14 protein-coding genes are annotated in these 14,799 nt (G+C 71.4%); 13 read left to right on the plus strand and 1 reads right to left on the minus strand.

The window, feature by feature from the left end; genetic code table 11:
• The first annotated feature begins 72 nt into the window (after nucleotides 1–72).
• The 7 genes from OHA03_RS20450 to OHA03_RS20480 all read left to right on the plus strand — a co-directional run bounded on the left by OHA03_RS20450 (nucleotide 73) and on the right by OHA03_RS20480 (nucleotide 8,309).
• On the plus strand, nucleotides 73–1,152 hold the full coding sequence (locus tag OHA03_RS20450; protein ID WP_267005252.1) for a nitronate monooxygenase: 1,080 nt from the start codon (nucleotides 73–75) through the stop codon (nucleotides 1,150–1,152).
• Entirely contained in the window at nucleotides 1,149–1,895 is a 747-nt protein-coding gene (locus OHA03_RS20455; RefSeq protein ID WP_267005253.1) for a 16S rRNA (uracil(1498)-N(3))-methyltransferase, read from the plus strand. Before OHA03_RS20450 ends, OHA03_RS20455 begins: the two co-directional genes overlap by 4 nt.
• A gap of 76 nt (nucleotides 1,896–1,971) precedes the next feature.
• On the plus strand, nucleotides 1,972–2,541 hold the full coding sequence (locus tag OHA03_RS20460; protein WP_267005254.1) for a hypothetical protein: 570 nt from the start codon (nucleotides 1,972–1,974) through the stop codon (nucleotides 2,539–2,541).
• Between the two features lie 79 nt (nucleotides 2,542–2,620).
• Nucleotides 2,621–5,863, plus strand: a complete 3,243-nt coding sequence (locus OHA03_RS20465) for a S41 family peptidase (RefSeq protein ID WP_267005255.1) — start codon at nucleotides 2,621–2,623, stop codon at nucleotides 5,861–5,863.
• Between the two features lie 129 nt (nucleotides 5,864–5,992).
• Nucleotides 5,993–6,352 (plus strand): histidine triad nucleotide-binding protein, encoded by a 360-nt coding sequence (locus OHA03_RS20470; RefSeq protein ID WP_267005256.1) that lies wholly within the window; start codon nucleotides 5,993–5,995, stop codon nucleotides 6,350–6,352.
• Between the two features lie 14 nt (nucleotides 6,353–6,366).
• The gene (locus OHA03_RS20475) at nucleotides 6,367–7,281 is read left to right on the plus strand and encodes a ribonuclease Z (RefSeq protein ID WP_267005257.1); all 915 of its coding nucleotides are present in this window, start codon (nucleotides 6,367–6,369) and stop codon (nucleotides 7,279–7,281) included.
• Nucleotides 7,282–7,316: 35 nt separating this feature from the next.
• The gene (locus tag OHA03_RS20480) at nucleotides 7,317–8,309 is read left to right on the plus strand and encodes an adenosine deaminase (protein ID WP_267005258.1); all 993 of its coding nucleotides are present in this window, start codon (nucleotides 7,317–7,319) and stop codon (nucleotides 8,307–8,309) included.
• On the opposite strand, the gene OHA03_RS20485 is transcribed toward OHA03_RS20480, so the two are convergent.
• On the minus strand, nucleotides 8,273–9,628 hold the full coding sequence (locus OHA03_RS20485; RefSeq protein ID WP_267005259.1) for an MFS transporter: 1,356 nt from the start codon (nucleotides 9,626–9,628) through the stop codon (nucleotides 8,273–8,275). The two genes, OHA03_RS20480 and OHA03_RS20485, sit on opposite strands and share 37 nt — an antisense overlap.
• A gap of 330 nt (nucleotides 9,629–9,958) precedes the next feature.
• On the opposite strand from OHA03_RS20485, the gene OHA03_RS20490 reads away from it, so the two are divergent.
• The 6 genes from OHA03_RS20490 (at nucleotide 9,959) to OHA03_RS20515 (ending at nucleotide 14,783) form a co-directional block, all read left to right on the plus strand.
• Nucleotides 9,959–11,062, plus strand: a complete 1,104-nt coding sequence (locus tag OHA03_RS20490) for a carbohydrate kinase family protein (protein ID WP_267005260.1) — start codon at nucleotides 9,959–9,961, stop codon at nucleotides 11,060–11,062.
• 148 nt (nucleotides 11,063–11,210) lie between these two features.
• Complete coding sequence (locus OHA03_RS20495) at nucleotides 11,211–12,227, plus strand: PhoH family protein (protein WP_267005261.1); 1,017 nt, start codon at nucleotides 11,211–11,213, stop codon at nucleotides 12,225–12,227.
• A 12-nt stretch (nucleotides 12,228–12,239) separates the two neighbouring features.
• Nucleotides 12,240–12,737, plus strand: a complete 498-nt coding sequence (gene ybeY, locus OHA03_RS20500) for an rRNA maturation RNase YbeY (protein ID WP_030921061.1) — start codon at nucleotides 12,240–12,242, stop codon at nucleotides 12,735–12,737.
• Nucleotides 12,734–14,026, plus strand: a complete 1,293-nt coding sequence (locus tag OHA03_RS20505) for a hemolysin family protein (protein WP_267005262.1) — start codon at nucleotides 12,734–12,736, stop codon at nucleotides 14,024–14,026. The genes ybeY and OHA03_RS20505 overlap by 4 nt, the downstream gene beginning before the upstream one ends.
• The gene (locus OHA03_RS20510) at nucleotides 14,023–14,376 is read left to right on the plus strand and encodes an MmcQ/YjbR family DNA-binding protein (RefSeq protein ID WP_267005263.1); all 354 of its coding nucleotides are present in this window, start codon (nucleotides 14,023–14,025) and stop codon (nucleotides 14,374–14,376) included. The genes OHA03_RS20505 and OHA03_RS20510 overlap by 4 nt, the downstream gene beginning before the upstream one ends.
• A gap of 53 nt (nucleotides 14,377–14,429) precedes the next feature.
• Nucleotides 14,430–14,783, plus strand: coding sequence for a cytidine deaminase (locus OHA03_RS20515; protein WP_267005264.1), 354 nt, complete (start codon nucleotides 14,430–14,432; stop codon nucleotides 14,781–14,783).
• The last annotated feature ends 16 nt before the right edge of the window (nucleotides 14,784–14,799 follow it).

Consider the following 14,799-nt stretch of genomic DNA (forward strand, 5'->3'; position numbering starts at 1 on the left):
CCGCTTCGGATATCTTTCGGGCCGTCTCATGGCTGATTCGGCACGGTGCAGGCGACGTGGCACGATGCGGTCATGTCATCCGCGTTGACCGATCTCTGCCGGTATCCGATCGTGCAGGCCCCGATGGCGGGCGGTGTGTCCTGTCCACAGCTGGTCGCGGCCGTCGCCGAAGCGGGCGGGCTCGGCTTCCTCGCTGCCGGGTACAAGACGGCGGACGGCATGTACAACGAGATCAAACAGCTGCACCGACTGACCGGGCAGCCGTTCGGCGTCAACCTCTTCATGCCGCAGCCGAACCTCGCGGACCCGAGCGCCGTCGAGGTGTACCGGCAGCAACTGGCCGGTGAGGCCGCCTGGTACGAGACTCCGCTCGGTGACCCGGACTCGTCCGGCGACGACGGATACGAGGCCAAGCTCGCCATCCTTGTGGAGGACCCGGTTCCGGCGGTCTCCTTCACGTTCGGCTGCCCCACCCGCGACACCTTCGACGCGCTCGCCGGAGTCGGTACGTACACCGTCGTGACGGTCACCACGCCGGAGGAGGCGCAGACCGCCCAGTGGGCGGGCGCCGACGCGGTCTGTGTCCAGGGCATCGAGGCGGGCGGCCACCGGTCCACCTACCGCGACGACCCGGAGACCGACGGCACCGGCATCGGCATCGGGCTGCTCTCCCTGGTGGCCGAGGTCCGCGAGACCGTTCAGGTGCCGGTCATCGCGGCGGGCGGCATCATGCGCGGCTCCCAGATCGCGGCGGTGATCGCGGCGGGCGCGGAAGCGGCGCAGCTCGGCACGGCTTTCCTGGCCTGCCCCGAGTCCGGTGCCCATCTGCTGCACAAACAGGCGCTCACCAACCCGTTGTTCGCACGGACGGCGCTGACCCGGGCGTTCTCCGGGCGCCCGGCCCGCGGCCTGGTCAACCGCTTCATGCGCGAGCACGGGCCGTACGCCCCCGCCGCCTACCCGCAGGTGCACCATGTCACCAGTGGGCTGCGCAAGGCCGCCGCCAAGGCCGGGGACGCCCAGGGCATGGCCCTGTGGGCGGGCCAGGGCCACCGGATGGCACGCGAGCTGCCGGCCGGCCGGCTGACCGAACTGCTCGCCGAGGAACTGGATGCCGCACGCGCGGCAGTGAGCACAAGGAGCACGCAGTGACCGCACCGGTCTTCGTCGTCGAGCAGGTCCCCAGCGGCCCGCGGTTCGTCCTGGACGGGCCCGAGGGGCGGCACGCCGTATCGGTGAAACGGCTGCACGCCGGTGAGGACGTCGTCCTGACGGACGGGCACGGCCGTTGGGTGGAAGGCGTCGTGGAGGCTGCCGAGGGCAAGGACCGGCTCGTCCTGACGAGCCTCGGCACGGTCCACGAGGAGCCCCGGCCCGCGCCCCGTATCACCGTGGTCCAGGCGCTCCCCAAGGGCGACCGCGGCGAGGTCGCCGTCGAGACCCTCACGGAGACCGGCGTCGACGCGATCGTGCCGTGGCAGGCCTCGCGCTGCATCACCCAATGGAAGGGTGATCGTGGCCTCAAGTCCCTGGCGAAATGGCGGAACACGGCTCGCGAGGCGGGCAAGCAGTCGCGCCGGGTGCTGTTCCCGGAGGTGACGGACGCGATGACGACCAAACAGGTGGCCGCACTTCTGGCCACAGCGGACTTCGCGGCCGTCCTGCACGAGGAGCGGGCGTACGACAGCGAGCCGCTGGCCACCGTCGGACTCCCGGCCGGCGGCGAGATCATGCTGGTCGTGGGGCCCGAGGGCGGTGTCTCGCCGGACGAACTGGAAGCCTTCGCCGAGGCCGGTGCCCGGACCTGCCGGCTCGGCCGGAGCGTGCTGCGCACCTCCACGGCCGGCACCGCGGCGACGGCCCTGCTGCTGGGGCGCACCGGCCGCTGGGCGTAACCACCCCATACAGCAAGTACGGTGTGGCCGCAAGCGGTCTACCGCGCGGTGGGGGAGTAGTGGGACGCTTCCACGTATGGGGACATTGAGGGCATCAAGTCCATGGGGGCGCGGCCGGACCCGTCGCATTCCGGCCGTACTGTGCCTCGTCGGTGCGGCGGTTGCGGGGGCCGTCGCCTGTGAGCCGATCGACGGGCTGAACTCCGCGTCCGTCGCCCTGACCACGGACCGGACCGGCACCGGGGCGCTGGAGCGCAAAGGGGTCGATGTGCGGTGGCTGAACTGCACGGCCGAGGTCGAGGGCGGCGGTGCGACGCGGTCCTCTCCCTCACCCTCCGCGTCCGTGCGGCAGGTGGCGCAGGTCGACTGCCGCGGCCGGACCGTGGGCGGCAAGGACATCACGCTCGCCGGCAAGGTCACGAAGGAGGTCAACGGGGTCTGTGTGCGGGGGGACTTGACGGGGAGGGTCAGCGACAGGACCGTCCTGCGGGCCGATGCGCTCGGCAACTGTGACGCCGCACCCTCGACCGGCGGTGCGACACCGCCGACGGGAGGTGGAGCCGGCGGAAGCGGCGGCGGTGGCGGCGGTGCCCGGCCGACGGTCACCGTGACAGCCACGGTGACCGAATATCCCGGGGGCAAGTGAGCGCGTCCGACACGCAGGTGTGGGCGGACTCCGGCCAACCCCGTTCCCCGGAGCGCGACCGCAGCCTAGGGTGATCGATGTGACACAGCCTGCCTATCTCCGGTACCCCCATGTCCAGGGCGAATTGATCGCCTTCACCGCTGAGGACGATGTCTGGCTGGCGCCGCTCGACGGCGGCCGGGCCTGGCGGGTCAGCGCCGACAACCGGCCCGTCAGCCAGCCGCGGATATCGCCCGACGGCACCCACGTCGCCTGGACATCCACCCGGGACGGTGCCCCCGAGGTGCACCTCGCGCCCGTCGACGGCGGCCCCTCGAAGCGGCTGACCTACTGGGGCGACGCCCGGACGTCCGTACGCGGCTGGACCCCCGAAGGTGACGTCCTCGTCATCAGCACCCAGGGACAGGTGTCGCTGCGCCGCAGCTGGGCCCGCGCCGTCCCGATCGACGGCGGGCCCGCCCGGACCCTGCCGTACGGACCGGTCGGCTCCCTCGCGTACGGACCCGGCGGACGGGTCCTGCTGCTCTCCGCCACCATGGGGCGCGAGGCCGCCACCTGGAAGCGCTACCGGGGCGGCACGGCAGGCAAGTTGTGGCTCGCGCAAGCACCCGGGGAAGGCCAGGGACCGGACGGCGTCGCGGAGTTCGTACGGATCCACGAGGGCTTCGACGGCAACATCGAATGCCCGATGTGGGTCGGCGACCGTCTCGCCTTCCTCTCCGACCACGAAGGCGTCGGCGCGCTCTACTCCTCGCTCCCCGACGGCTCCGACCTGCGCCGGCACACCGAGGCCGACGGCTTCTACGCCCGCCACGCGACGACCGACGGCACCCGCGTCAGCTACGCCTCGGCCGGTGAGCTGTGGCTGCTCGACGACCTCGAAGGCGCCGGACCCCGCCGCCTCGACATCCGCCTCGGCGGCCAGCGCGCCGACCTCCAGCCGCACCCCGTGCACGCCGGGAGCCACCTCGACTCGGCGTCCCCGGACCGTACCGGCCGCGGCAGCGCCGTCGGGACGCGCGGCGCCGTCCACTGGGTCACCCACCGGGAGGGCCCGGCCCGCGCACTGGCCGTCGAACCCGGGGTACGGGCCAGACTGCCCCGTACCTTCCAGGCCGACGGCGATCAGCACGTCGTCTGGGTCACCGACGCGGAGGGCGACGATGCCCTCGAGTGCGCACCCGCCACCGGGATCGCCCCTGGCACCGCACCGCGCCGGCTGGCCGCCGGCCGGCTCGGCAGGGTGCTCGACCTGGCGGCGTCCCCCGACGGCAGCCGGTTCGCCGTCGCCTCGCACGACGGCCGGATCCTGATCGTCGAGCGGGAGAGGGGAGAGGTCCACGAGGTCGACCGCAGCGAACACGGCGACGCCTCCGGGCTCGTCTTCTCGCCGGACTCCGCATGGCTCGCCTGGTCCCACCCCGGGCCCGAGCCGCTGAGCCAGCTCAAGCTCGCGCACCTCGCCGACCTGTCGGTCGCCGAGGCCACGCCGCTCCGCTTCCGGGACTACGCCCCGGCGTTCACCGTCGACGGCAAGCACCTCGCCTTCCTCTCCGAGCGGGCCTTCGACCCGGTCTACGACGCGCACGTCTTCGACCTGGCCTTCGTCGGCGCGTGCCGCCCGCACCTGCTGACGCTCGCGGCCACCACACCCTCCCCGTTCGGGCCGCAGCGCCACGGCCGCCCGACCGAGAAGGAGAAGAGCTCCGGCGAGGGCGACCAGGACAACCCCACCGCGCTGCCCGTCACCCGGATCGACCTCGAAGGGCTCGCCGACCGGATCGTGCCGCTGCCCGTCGAGGCCGCCCGCTACTCCTCGCTGCGCGCGGCGAAGGACGGACTGCTGTGGCTGCGGCACCCGGTGACGGGCGTGCTCGGAACGGCAGGGGCGACGCCGGACTCCCGGGGGCCGGAGACCGTCCTGGAGCGGTACGACCTGGAGAAGCTGCACAGCGACGAACTCGCCTCCGACGTCAGCCGGTTCGCCGTCAGCGGCGACGGCAAGCGGCTGGTCCTGCACACCCGGGGCAAGCTGCGCGTCGTACCCGCCGACAGCCGTGTCCCGGCGGGCTCCGACGACGACCACGACGGCGGCAGCGACACCGTCGACCTCTCCCGGATCCGCCGGACCGTCGAACCGGCCGCCGAATGGCGCCAGATGTACGACGAGGCCGGCCGCATCATGCGCGACAACTTCTGGCGGCCCGACATGGGCGGCGTCGACTGGGACGGGGTCCTCGACCGCTACCGGCCCGTGCTGGCGCGCGTCGCCACCCATGACGACCTCGTAGACCTGCTCTGGGAGGTGCAGGGGGAGCTCGGCACCTCGCATGCGTATGTGACGCCGCCGGGCGGCCGGCACGAAGACACGAGCCGGCAGGGACTGCTCGGGGCCGACATCTCCCGTACGGACGACGGCTATTGGCGCATCGACCGGATCCTGCCGTCCGAGACGTCCGACCCGGCAGCCCGCTCGCCGCTCGCCGCGCCCGGCGTCGCGGTCCGCGCCGGGGACGCGATCCTTGCCGTCGACGGGCAGGAGATCGACCCCCTGACCGGGCCCGGACCGCTGCTCACCGGCTCGGCGGGCAAGCCGGTCGAGCTGACCGTCGAGCCGGCGGACGGCGGCAACCTGCGTCATGTCGTCGTCGTGCCGACCGCGGACGAGGAGGCGCTGCGGTACCACGCGTGGGTGGCGGACCGGCGGGCGTACGTGCACGAGCGGTCCGGCGGGCGCCTCGGCTACCTCCACGTCCCCGACATGGTCGGCTCCGGCTGGGCCCAGCTCCACCGGGACCTGCGGGTCGAAGTGGCCCGTGAAGGGCTGGTGGTGGACGTGCGGGAGAACCGGGGCGGCCACACGTCGCAGCTGGTCGTGGAGAAGCTGGCCCGCCGCATCGTCGGCTGGGACCTGCCGCGCGGCATGCAGCCGTACAGCTACCCCGGGGACGCGCCGCGCGGTCCGGTGGTGGCCGTGGCGAACGAGTTCTCCGGCTCGGACGGCGACATCGTGAACGCGGCGATCAAGGCGCTCAGGATCGGGCCGGTGGTCGGTACGCGGACGTGGGGCGGCGTGGTGGGCATCGACAGCCGGTACCGGCTGGTCGACGGCACGCTGGTCACGCAGCCCAAGTACGCGTTCTGGCTGGAGGGGTACGGCTGGGGCGTGGAGAACCACGGGGTGGATCCCGATGTGGAGGTCGTGATGGCGCCGCAGGACCATGCGTCGGGGCGGGATCCGCAGCTGGATGCGGCGATCCGGATCGCGCTCGAGGGGCTCGCGGAGAGCCCGGCGAAGACGGCACCGGGTCTGCCGGAGTAGGGGGCGGGGGCTTGTTCCCCTACTCGTCCGTTCCCGAAGCCGGGGCTCAGCCCCGGCTTCGGGAACGGGGCAGCCGCGCCCGATAGCATGCCCGTGTACGGATCAACCACGCGACCGAGGAGCCCGGCCATGGCGGGAGAACCGCAGCCCGACTGCCTGTTCTGCAAGATCGTCTCGGGAGACGTCCCGGCAACCATCGTCCGCGAGACCGAGACGACCGTCGCCTTCCGCGACATCAACCCCCAGGCCCCCACCCACATCCTCATCATCCCGCGCGTCCACCACCGCGACGCCGCCACCCTCGCCGCCGCCGAACCGCAGATCGCCGCCGACATACTGCGCGAGGCCGGGCACGTCGCCGCCGACGAGAAGATCACCGACACCGGTTACCGGGTCGTCTTCAACACCGGCGCCGGTGCCGGGCAGACCGTCTTCCACGCGCACGCCCACATCCTGGGCGGCCGCGGAATGCAGTGGCCTCCCGGATAACAGGCCACCGCACCATGTCCGTACGAGAACTCGTCGTCCTCGGCACCGCCAGCCAGGTCCCCACCCGGCACCGCAACCACAACGGCTATCTGCTGCGCTGGGACGGCGAGGGCATCCTCTTCGACCCGGGCGAGGGCACCCAGCGTCAGATGCTGCGGGCCGGGGTCGCCGCGCACGACATCAACCGGATCTGCATCACGCACTTCCACGGCGACCACTCGCTCGGCCTGGCCGGGGTGATCCAGCGGATCAACCTTGACCAGGTACCGCACCCCGTCACCGCGCACTACCCGGCGAGCGGCCGGCACTTCTTCGAGCGGCTGCGGTACGCGACCGCCTACCGCGAGTCCGTCGAGCTGACCGAGGCCCCGGTCGCCACCGACGGGATCCTCGCCGAGACGGACGCGTACACCCTGCACGGCCACAGGCTCTCGCACCCCGTCGAGTCGTACGGCTACCGCCTCGTCGAGCCCGACCGGCGGCGCATGCTCCCCGACCGGCTCGCCGAGCACGGGATCAGCGGGCCGGACGTCGGACGGATCCAGCGCGAGGGCTCGCTGGGCGGCGTCGGCCTCGACGAGGTCTCCGAGCGCAGGCGCGGACAGCTCTTCGCGTTCATCATGGACACAAGGCTCTGCGACGGCGTGTACGCGCTCGCCGAGGGGTGCGACATGCTGGTCATCGAGTCGACCTTCCTCGACGAGGACGAACGTCTCGCCACCGACCACGGTCATCTCACCGCCGGACAGGCGGCCCGGGTGGCCCGGGAGGCAGGCGTGCGGCATCTCGTACTCACGCACTTCTCGCAGCGGTACGCAGACCCGGATGTCTTCGCCACCCAGGCTCGCGCCGCCGGGTTCGAGGGCGAACTGACCATCGCCCAGGACCTGATGAGCGTTCCCGTCCCCACCCGCCATCAGCAGCAGTGACAGCAACAGCACCACCATTCGTTAGCGAGAAACCCGTGCAACTCCCCAAGGCTGAACTCCACCTCCACATCGAAGGAACCCTCGAACCCGAGCTGGCCTTCGTCCTCGCCGCGCGCAACGGCGTGTTGCTGCCGTACGCGGACACCGAAGAGCTGCGCACCGCCTACCTCTTCGACGATCTGCAGACCTTCCTCGACCTGTACTACGCGCTGATGGCCGTCCTGCGCACCGAGCAGGACTTCGAGGAACTCGCCGACGCCTATCTCACCCGCGCCGCCGCCCAGGGCGTGCGCCACGCGGAGATCTTCTTCGACCCGCAGGCGCACACCGCCCGTGGCGTCCCGATCGGCACCGTCGTCGAAGGACTCGGGCGGGCGCTGGACCGCAGCGAGGAGGTGCACGGCATCTCCACCCAGCTGATCATGTGTTTCCTGCGCGACCAGTCCGCTGCGTCGGCCCTGGAGACCCTCGACGCCGCGAAGCCCTATCTGCACCGGATCAGCGCCGTCGGCCTCGACTCGGCGGAGGTCGGGCATCCGCCCGCGAAGTTCCGTGAGGTGTACGAGGCGGCCGAGGCGCTCGGGCTGCGGAAGGTCGCGCACGCCGGCGAGGAGGGCCCGCCCGAGTACATCCGGGAGGCGCTCGACATCCTCGGGGTCGAGCGCATCGATCACGGGCTGCGCTGCATGGAGGACCCGGAGCTGGTGAAGCGGCTCGTCGTCGAGCGGGTGCCGCTCACGCTCTGCCCGCTGTCCAACGTGCGGCTGCGCGCCGTCGACACCCTGGAGGACCACCCGCTGCGGGCCATGCTGGACGCCGGGCTGGTCTGCACGGTGAACTCCGACGACCCCGCCTACTTCGGCGGATACGTCGGAGACACCTTCCACGCCGTCCATGAGGCCCTCGGCCTGGAGCGTGAGCAGCTGCGCACGCTGGCCCGCAACTCCTTCGAGGCGGCCTTCCTCGACCACGACGAGGAGCGCAGGTCGCGCTATCTGTCGGAGGTCGAGGCGTACGCGTTCGACTGACCGCCCGCACCCGACGGACCGGCCGTCCGGAACGCGTTCCTGCCGAGACGCCTGCGGCGCAGCGCGGGCACGCTGATCTCCGTGACGGCCTGTTCGGGCGACCCCAACTTCGGCACCGCTCCCGACAGCGTGCCGGTGGTCGCGGCGAGCAGGGCCGCGGGAGCGCCGCCCCGGCGGCGGACCGAACCGGGCACCAGCGGACGGCCACCGGTGTGCAGTGCGACGGCCGTGACCGGGGCGGCGACCAGCAGCGTCACGGCGCCCAGGATCAAGCCCATGACCGGGTAGCCGGCCACCTCGGACAGCACACTGCCGAGGACCGGGCCGCAGGCCACGCCGACGGACGACGCGGAGCCCGCAAGGACCGCCCAGCGTCCGCGTACGTCCAGGGCCGCGGCCAGACCGATCAGATACGACAGGACCACCGGGTAGACGGTGTTCCACGTGATCTCGCCGGCGGCGAACGAACCGAGGCCGCCCGCCGACGAGCTCAGCACGATGCTGGCCGCGATGATCATCGTCCCGAGACCGATCGGCAGGGCCCGGCCGAGCCGTGCGCCCAGCACCCCGGCACCCATCACACCGAGCAGCGCGGCGCCGAGCGCGGCGGCGAACACCGCTCCGACGGTGACCTCGGAGAGCCCGGCCTGGACCACGCCGATCCGGCTGCTGACGCCCCACAGTGCGTTCTGTGCCATGGACCAGACGAGCATGCCGCCCGCCAGCACCAGACCGGAGCGGCGGTGCGGCAGCCGCCCGGAGGCGGGCGTGCCGGTACCGGTGGCCGCCGAGCCGCCGAGCCGTGCGGTGGCGGGCCAGACGAGCAGGGCGACCAGCGCGATCGAGGCGAACGGCAGCCGGTGGCTGCTGCCCAGGTGCGGCATCGTCAGATAGAGGGCTCCCGCGGTCGCGGAGACGCTGAGCAGTCCCAGGGACGAGGTGCGGTGCGGATCGCGCTGCGCGGCGATGCCGGCCGCGGCCACCGCCGTCGCCGTACCGGAGCCGAAGCCGCCGATCATCGCGCCCATGACCACCAGCGGCACGGAGCCCGTCAGCGCGGCGCAGCCGTACCCGGTCACGGCCAGGAGCAGCCCGATCCGCGCCGGTCTCCGCAGTCCGTACACCTCGACCCGGCCCGCCAGCGAGAACCCGGCGGTGGCCGAGCTCAACAGCAGCGCGCTGCCGACCAGGCCGGCCTGGGCTGCGCTGAGGCCCAGATGGGAGAGCCTGGCGACAAGGGTGGGGAGCAGATAGGCGGCGAGGTAACCGGCGGTGAACACGGCGACCAGGGGCCACGCGGCGCGAGGGCGCGAGGACATGGGAGTTCCTGAAGACATGCCGAAGAAGGCAGGGGAGGGCAATGAAGGAAAATGCGGGGGAAAGCGGCGCACCCGTCGGTGACGTCGACGGCGATGCTCGCGCGCCAATTTGTATCAAGTGCGCACAGCTGACCGAAAGGCGCCCTCATGTGATCTGGATCACATTTGTGTTTACAGTTTTACGGACCGGGTAGCAGCGAATGTTTACGCAGGTCAGCGCGCGTACGCGCAGGCCGGCCGCACGCCCTCCCGGCGCGGCGGCGCGGACCCTCCGGATGTGTACGCGTATCGGGCACACTGGCGGGATCTGCCACGACCGGGGAGTGCAAGGTGAGCACAGACAATCCAGGCATCGACCCACTGGACGGACTGCGCGCCCCGCAGGACCCGGCCTGCGATGTGTTCCTCACCGGCACGGTCTTCCTCGACATCGTCTTCACCGGCCTGGACAGCGCCCCGGTGCGCGGCACCGAGTCCTGGGCGCGCGGCATGGGCTCCAGCCCCGGCGGGGTCGCCAACATGGCCACCGCACTGGCCAGACTCGGACTGCACACCTCGCTCGCCGCGGCATTCGGTGACGACCACTACGGGGAGTACTGCTGGGACGCTCTCGAGCAGGGCGAGGGCATCGACCTCTCGATGTCGCACACCGTCCGCGGCTGGCATTCGCCGGTGACCGTGTCGATGGCGTACGAGGGCGAGCGGACGATGGTCTCGCACGGCCACGAGGCCCCGCCGCCCGCCACCCCGGCGAACCGGACCTTCCCGCACTGCCCGCCGCGCGCCCGCGCCGCCATCGCCTCACTGGCTCCCGGCCGCAGCGAACCGTGGGTGGCCACCGCGGCCCGGCACGGCGCCCGGATCTTCGCCGACGTCGGCTGGGACGAGACCGGCCGGTGGGACCTGGACGCGCTGCCCGACCTGGAGCACTGCCAGGCCTTTCTGCCCAACGCGGAGGAGGCGATGCGCTACACCCGCACCGACTGCCCGCGCGCCGCCGCCCACCACCTGGCCGAGCGGGTGCCGCTCGCCGTCGTCACGCTCGGTGCGGAGGGCGCGTACGCGGTGGACGCGGCGACCGGCGTGACCGCCGAGGTGCCCGCGATCGAGGTCGAGGCGCTCGATCCGACCGGAGCGGGCGACGTCTTCGTCGCCGGTTTCGTCACCGGCACCCTGGCGGACTGGCCGCTGGCCGACCGGCTGGCCTTCGCCGGACTGACCGCGGCGCTCTCCGTGCAGGAGTTCGGCGGGTCCCTGTCGGCGCCGGGCTGGGCGGAGATCGCCGCCTGGTGGCAGCGGGTCCGCACCTGCGACGGCCAGGATCCGGCGGCGCTGCAGCGGTACGCCTTCCTGGAGGACCTGCTGCCCGCGGCCGCCCGGCCCTGGCCGCTGCGCCGGGCCGTACCCACGATCGGCTTCCGCAGACCGGCCTGACAGTGAGGCATGCGGGCACGCATGTTCGCCATGCGTACGAAAAAGCCCTCGGTGTTGTCCGTGCGGAGTCGTACGCTTGGTAATCCAGAGGTTGTCGAGCAGCGAGAACCCTGCAACGGGAGGTATGTGCAGGCCCGAGGGCCGGCCCATGACTCAGACACCCACACAGCCGCAGGCGCGTGCCCAGATCAGGATCCCGGCCGCACACCCCATGGTGATGCTCCTGGGATCGGGAGACTCGCTGCTGCGCGTGATCGAAACGGCGTTCCCGGCCGCCGATATCCATGTCCGGGGCAATGAGATCAGTGCCATCGGGGATGCGGTCGATGTCGCCCTGATCCAGCGCTTGTTCGACGAGATGATGCTCGTGCTCCGCACCGGGCAGCCGATGACGGAGGACGCAGTGGAACGCTCGATCGCCATGCTCCGGGCGAGCGGCAACGGTCAGGGGGAGCCGCAGGGCGAGACTCCCGCCGAGGTGCTCACCCAGAACATCCTTTCCAGCCGCGGTCGCACGATCCGCCCCAAGACGCTCAACCAGAAGCGGTACGTGGACGCGATCGACAAGCACACGATCGTCTTCGGCATCGGACCCGCCGGTACCGGCAAGACCTACCTCGCCATGGCGAAGGCGGTCCAGGCCCTGCAGTCCAAGCAGGTCAGCCGGATCATCCTGACCCGGCCCGCCGTCGAAGCGGGGGAGCGGCTCGGCTTCCTGCCCGGCACGCTCTTCGACAAGATCGACCCGTATCTGCGTCCGCTCTACGACGCGCTGCACGACATGCTCGACGCCGACTCGATCCCGCGGCTGATGGCGGCGGGCACGATCGAGGTGGCGCCGCTGGCCTACATGCGCGGCCGCACGCTCAATGACGCGTTCATCATTCTCGACGAGGCGCAGAACACCAGCGCCGAGCAGATGAAGATGTTCCTCACCCGCCTCGGCTTCGACTCGAAGATCGTCGTCACCGGTGACGTCACCCAGGTGGACCTGCCGAACGGCACGAAGAGCGGCCTGCGCCAGGTCCAGGACATCCTCGACGGTGTCCAGGACGTGTACTTCTCCCGGCTCACCTCCCAGGATGTCGTCCGGCACAAGCTGGTCGGCCGTATCGTCGACGCGTACGAGAAGTACGACAACCGAGACAGCCACAACGGGAAGTAGTCGCAGCGCACCATGTCGATCGACGTCAACAACGAGTCCGGAACCGAGGTCGACGAGCAGGCGATCCTCGACATCGCCCGTTACGCGCTCGCGCGGATGCGGATCCACCCGCTCTCCGAACTCTCGGTGATCGTGGTGGACACCGACGCCATGGAGCAGCTCCACATCCAGTGGATGGACCTGCCGGGTCCGACGGATGTCATGTCCTTCCCGATGGACGAACTGCGTCCGCCGGCCAAGGACGACGAGGAGCCCCCGCAGGGCCTCCTCGGTGACATCGTGCTCTGCCCCGAGGTGGCGAAGAAGCAGGGCGAGGACGCGGAGACCCAGCACTCCATGGACGAGGAGCTCCAGCTCCTCACCGTCCACGGAGTGCTGCATCTCCTCGGGTACGACCACGAGGAGCCGGACGAGAAGGCCGAGATGTTCGGTCTCCAGGCGGCGATCGTCGATGGCTGGCGCGCCGAGCACGGCCTGACCGGTCCGTCGCCCGCTCCGACCGTGTCGTGAGCGTCCCCCTCATCACCGGAGCCGTCCTGCTGATCGTCGTCGGCTGGCTGGCGGCCTGCGCCGAGGCGGGCATCGCCCGGACGTCGAGCTTCCGGGCCGCCGAGGCTGTCCGGTCCGGGCGGCGCGGCAGCGACAAGCTGGAACAGGTCGCGGCCGACCCGACCCGCTATCTCAATGTCGCCCTGCTGGTGCGGGTCGCCTGCGAGATGGCGGCCGGGGTGCTCGTCACGTACGCCTGCCTGAAGGAGTTCACGGAGACCTGGGAGGCGCTGGCCGTCGCGATGGGCGTGATGGTCCTCGTCTCCTATGTCGCCATCGGGGTCTCGCCGCGGACCATCGGCAGGCAGCACCCGCTGAACACGGCGACGGCCGCGGCATACGTCCTGCTGCCGCTGGCCAGGATCATGGGCCCGATCCCGCAACTGCTGATCCTGCTGGGCAACGCGCTCACACCCGGCAAGGGTTTCCGCAAGGGGCCGTTCGCGAGCGAGGCCGAACTGCGCGCGATGGTCGACCTCGCCGAGCAGGAGTCGCTGATCGAGGACGAGGAGCGGCGCATGGTGCACTCCGTCTTCGAGCTCGGCGACACGCTCGTACGCGAGGTGATGGTGCCGCGGACGGACCTGGTCTGCATCGAGCGGTACAAGACGATCCGGCAGGCGCTGACCCTGGCCCTGCGCTCCGGGTTCTCGCGGATCCCGGTCACCGGGGAGAACGAGGACGACATCGTCGGGATCGTCTACCTCAAGGACCTCGTCCGCAAGACGCACATCAACCGGGAGTCGGAAGCCGATCTGGTCTCCACGGCGATGCGGCCGGCCGCGTTCGTGCCGGACACGAAGAACGCCGGGGATCTGCTGCGCGAGATGCAGCAGGACCGCAGCCATGTCGCCGTCGTCATCGACGAGTACGGCGGCACGGCGGGGATCGTCACGATCGAGGACATCCTGGAGGAGATCGTCGGCGAGATCACCGATGAGTACGACCGCGAACTGCCGCCCGTCCAGGCGCTGGAGAACGGCTGCTTCCGGGTGACCGCCCGGCTCGACATCGGTGACCTCGGCGACCTGTTCGACCTCGACGAGTACGACGACGAGGACGTGGAAACGGTCGGCGGGCTGCTCGCGAAAGCGCTGGGCCGGGTACCGATCGCCGGGGCGTCGGCGGTCGTCGACCTGCCCGACGGGCGTCGGCTGCGGCTGACGGCGGAGTCTCCGGCGGGGCGCCGGAACAAGATTGTCACGGTGCTGGTGGAGCCGGTGGGGCCGGAGGAGGAGAAGGCGGAATGACTCCGCAGGAGCTGAGGGTGTTCTGCCTGGAGTTCAACGCGAGCGTCGAGGAGTTTCCGTTCGGACCGGAGACCTCGGTGTTCAAGGTGCTCGGCAAGATGTTCGCGCTCAGCACGCTGGACGCGCGGCCGCTGACGGTCAATCTGAAGTGCGATCCGGATGACGCGGTGCGGTTGCGGGAGGAGTACGCGGCGATCGTGCCGGGCTGGCACATGAACAAGCGGCACTGGAACACGGTGACGGTGTCCGGGGTGCCGGGACGGTTGCTGCGCGAGCTGATCGAGGACTCGTACGACCTGGTGGTGGCGGGGCTGCCGCGGGCGGAACGGCTGCGGCTGGACCGGGCGTAGTTCTCTGCGGGGGCGGGGCGGGGAACGAGCCACCCGCTTCGTATGCTCGGCACATGACTGAGAGCACCGACCTCGGCCCCGAGGACCGCAAGATCGTCACCCTGGCGCGCAGCGCCCGCGCCCGCAACGGTGTGCCGGAGGGCGCGGCCGTACGGGACGAGACCGGGCGTACGTATGTCGCGGGGACCGTGCAGCTGGAGTCGCTGAGGCTCAGCGCGCTGCAGACCGCCGTCGCGATGGCGGTGGCCAGCGGCGCCACCTCCCTGGAGGCGGCCGCGATCGTCTCCGAGGCCGAGGCCCCGTCGGACGCGGACCGTGCGGCGGTACGGGACCTGGGCGGGCCGGCGACCCCGGTGCTGCTGGCCGGGCCGGACGGTGTGCTTCGGCTCAGCGTGACGGCCGGCTGACGTCGGGCCGACACAC

It is taken from the genome of Streptomyces sp. NBC_00154 (assembly GCF_026342835.1).
GTDB lineage: Bacteria > Actinomycetota > Actinomycetes > Streptomycetales > Streptomycetaceae > Streptomyces.

What these genes read in the sequence shown, in the direction of transcription:
- OHA03_RS20450 (WP_267005252.1), top strand. Translation starts at nt 73, where the DNA reads ATGTCATCCGCGTTGACCGATCTCTGCCGGTATCCGATCGTGCAGGCC.
- OHA03_RS20460 (WP_267005254.1), top strand. Translation starts at nt 1,972, where the DNA reads ATGGGGACATTGAGGGCATCAAGTCCATGGGGGCGCGGCCGGACCCGT.
- OHA03_RS20470 (WP_267005256.1), top strand. Translation starts at nt 5,993, where the DNA reads ATGGCGGGAGAACCGCAGCCCGACTGCCTGTTCTGCAAGATCGTCTCG.
- OHA03_RS20475 (WP_267005257.1), top strand. Translation starts at nt 6,367, where the DNA reads ATGTCCGTACGAGAACTCGTCGTCCTCGGCACCGCCAGCCAGGTCCCC.
- OHA03_RS20485 (WP_267005259.1), bottom strand. Translation starts at nt 9,628, where the DNA reads ATGTCCTCGCGCCCTCGCGCCGCGTGGCCCCTGGTCGCCGTGTTCACC.
- OHA03_RS20495 (WP_267005261.1), top strand. Translation starts at nt 11,211, where the DNA reads ATGACTCAGACACCCACACAGCCGCAGGCGCGTGCCCAGATCAGGATC.
- ybeY (WP_030921061.1), top strand. Translation starts at nt 12,240, where the DNA reads ATGTCGATCGACGTCAACAACGAGTCCGGAACCGAGGTCGACGAGCAG.
- OHA03_RS20510 (WP_267005263.1), top strand. Translation starts at nt 14,023, where the DNA reads ATGACTCCGCAGGAGCTGAGGGTGTTCTGCCTGGAGTTCAACGCGAGC.
- OHA03_RS20515 (WP_267005264.1), top strand. Translation starts at nt 14,430, where the DNA reads ATGACTGAGAGCACCGACCTCGGCCCCGAGGACCGCAAGATCGTCACC.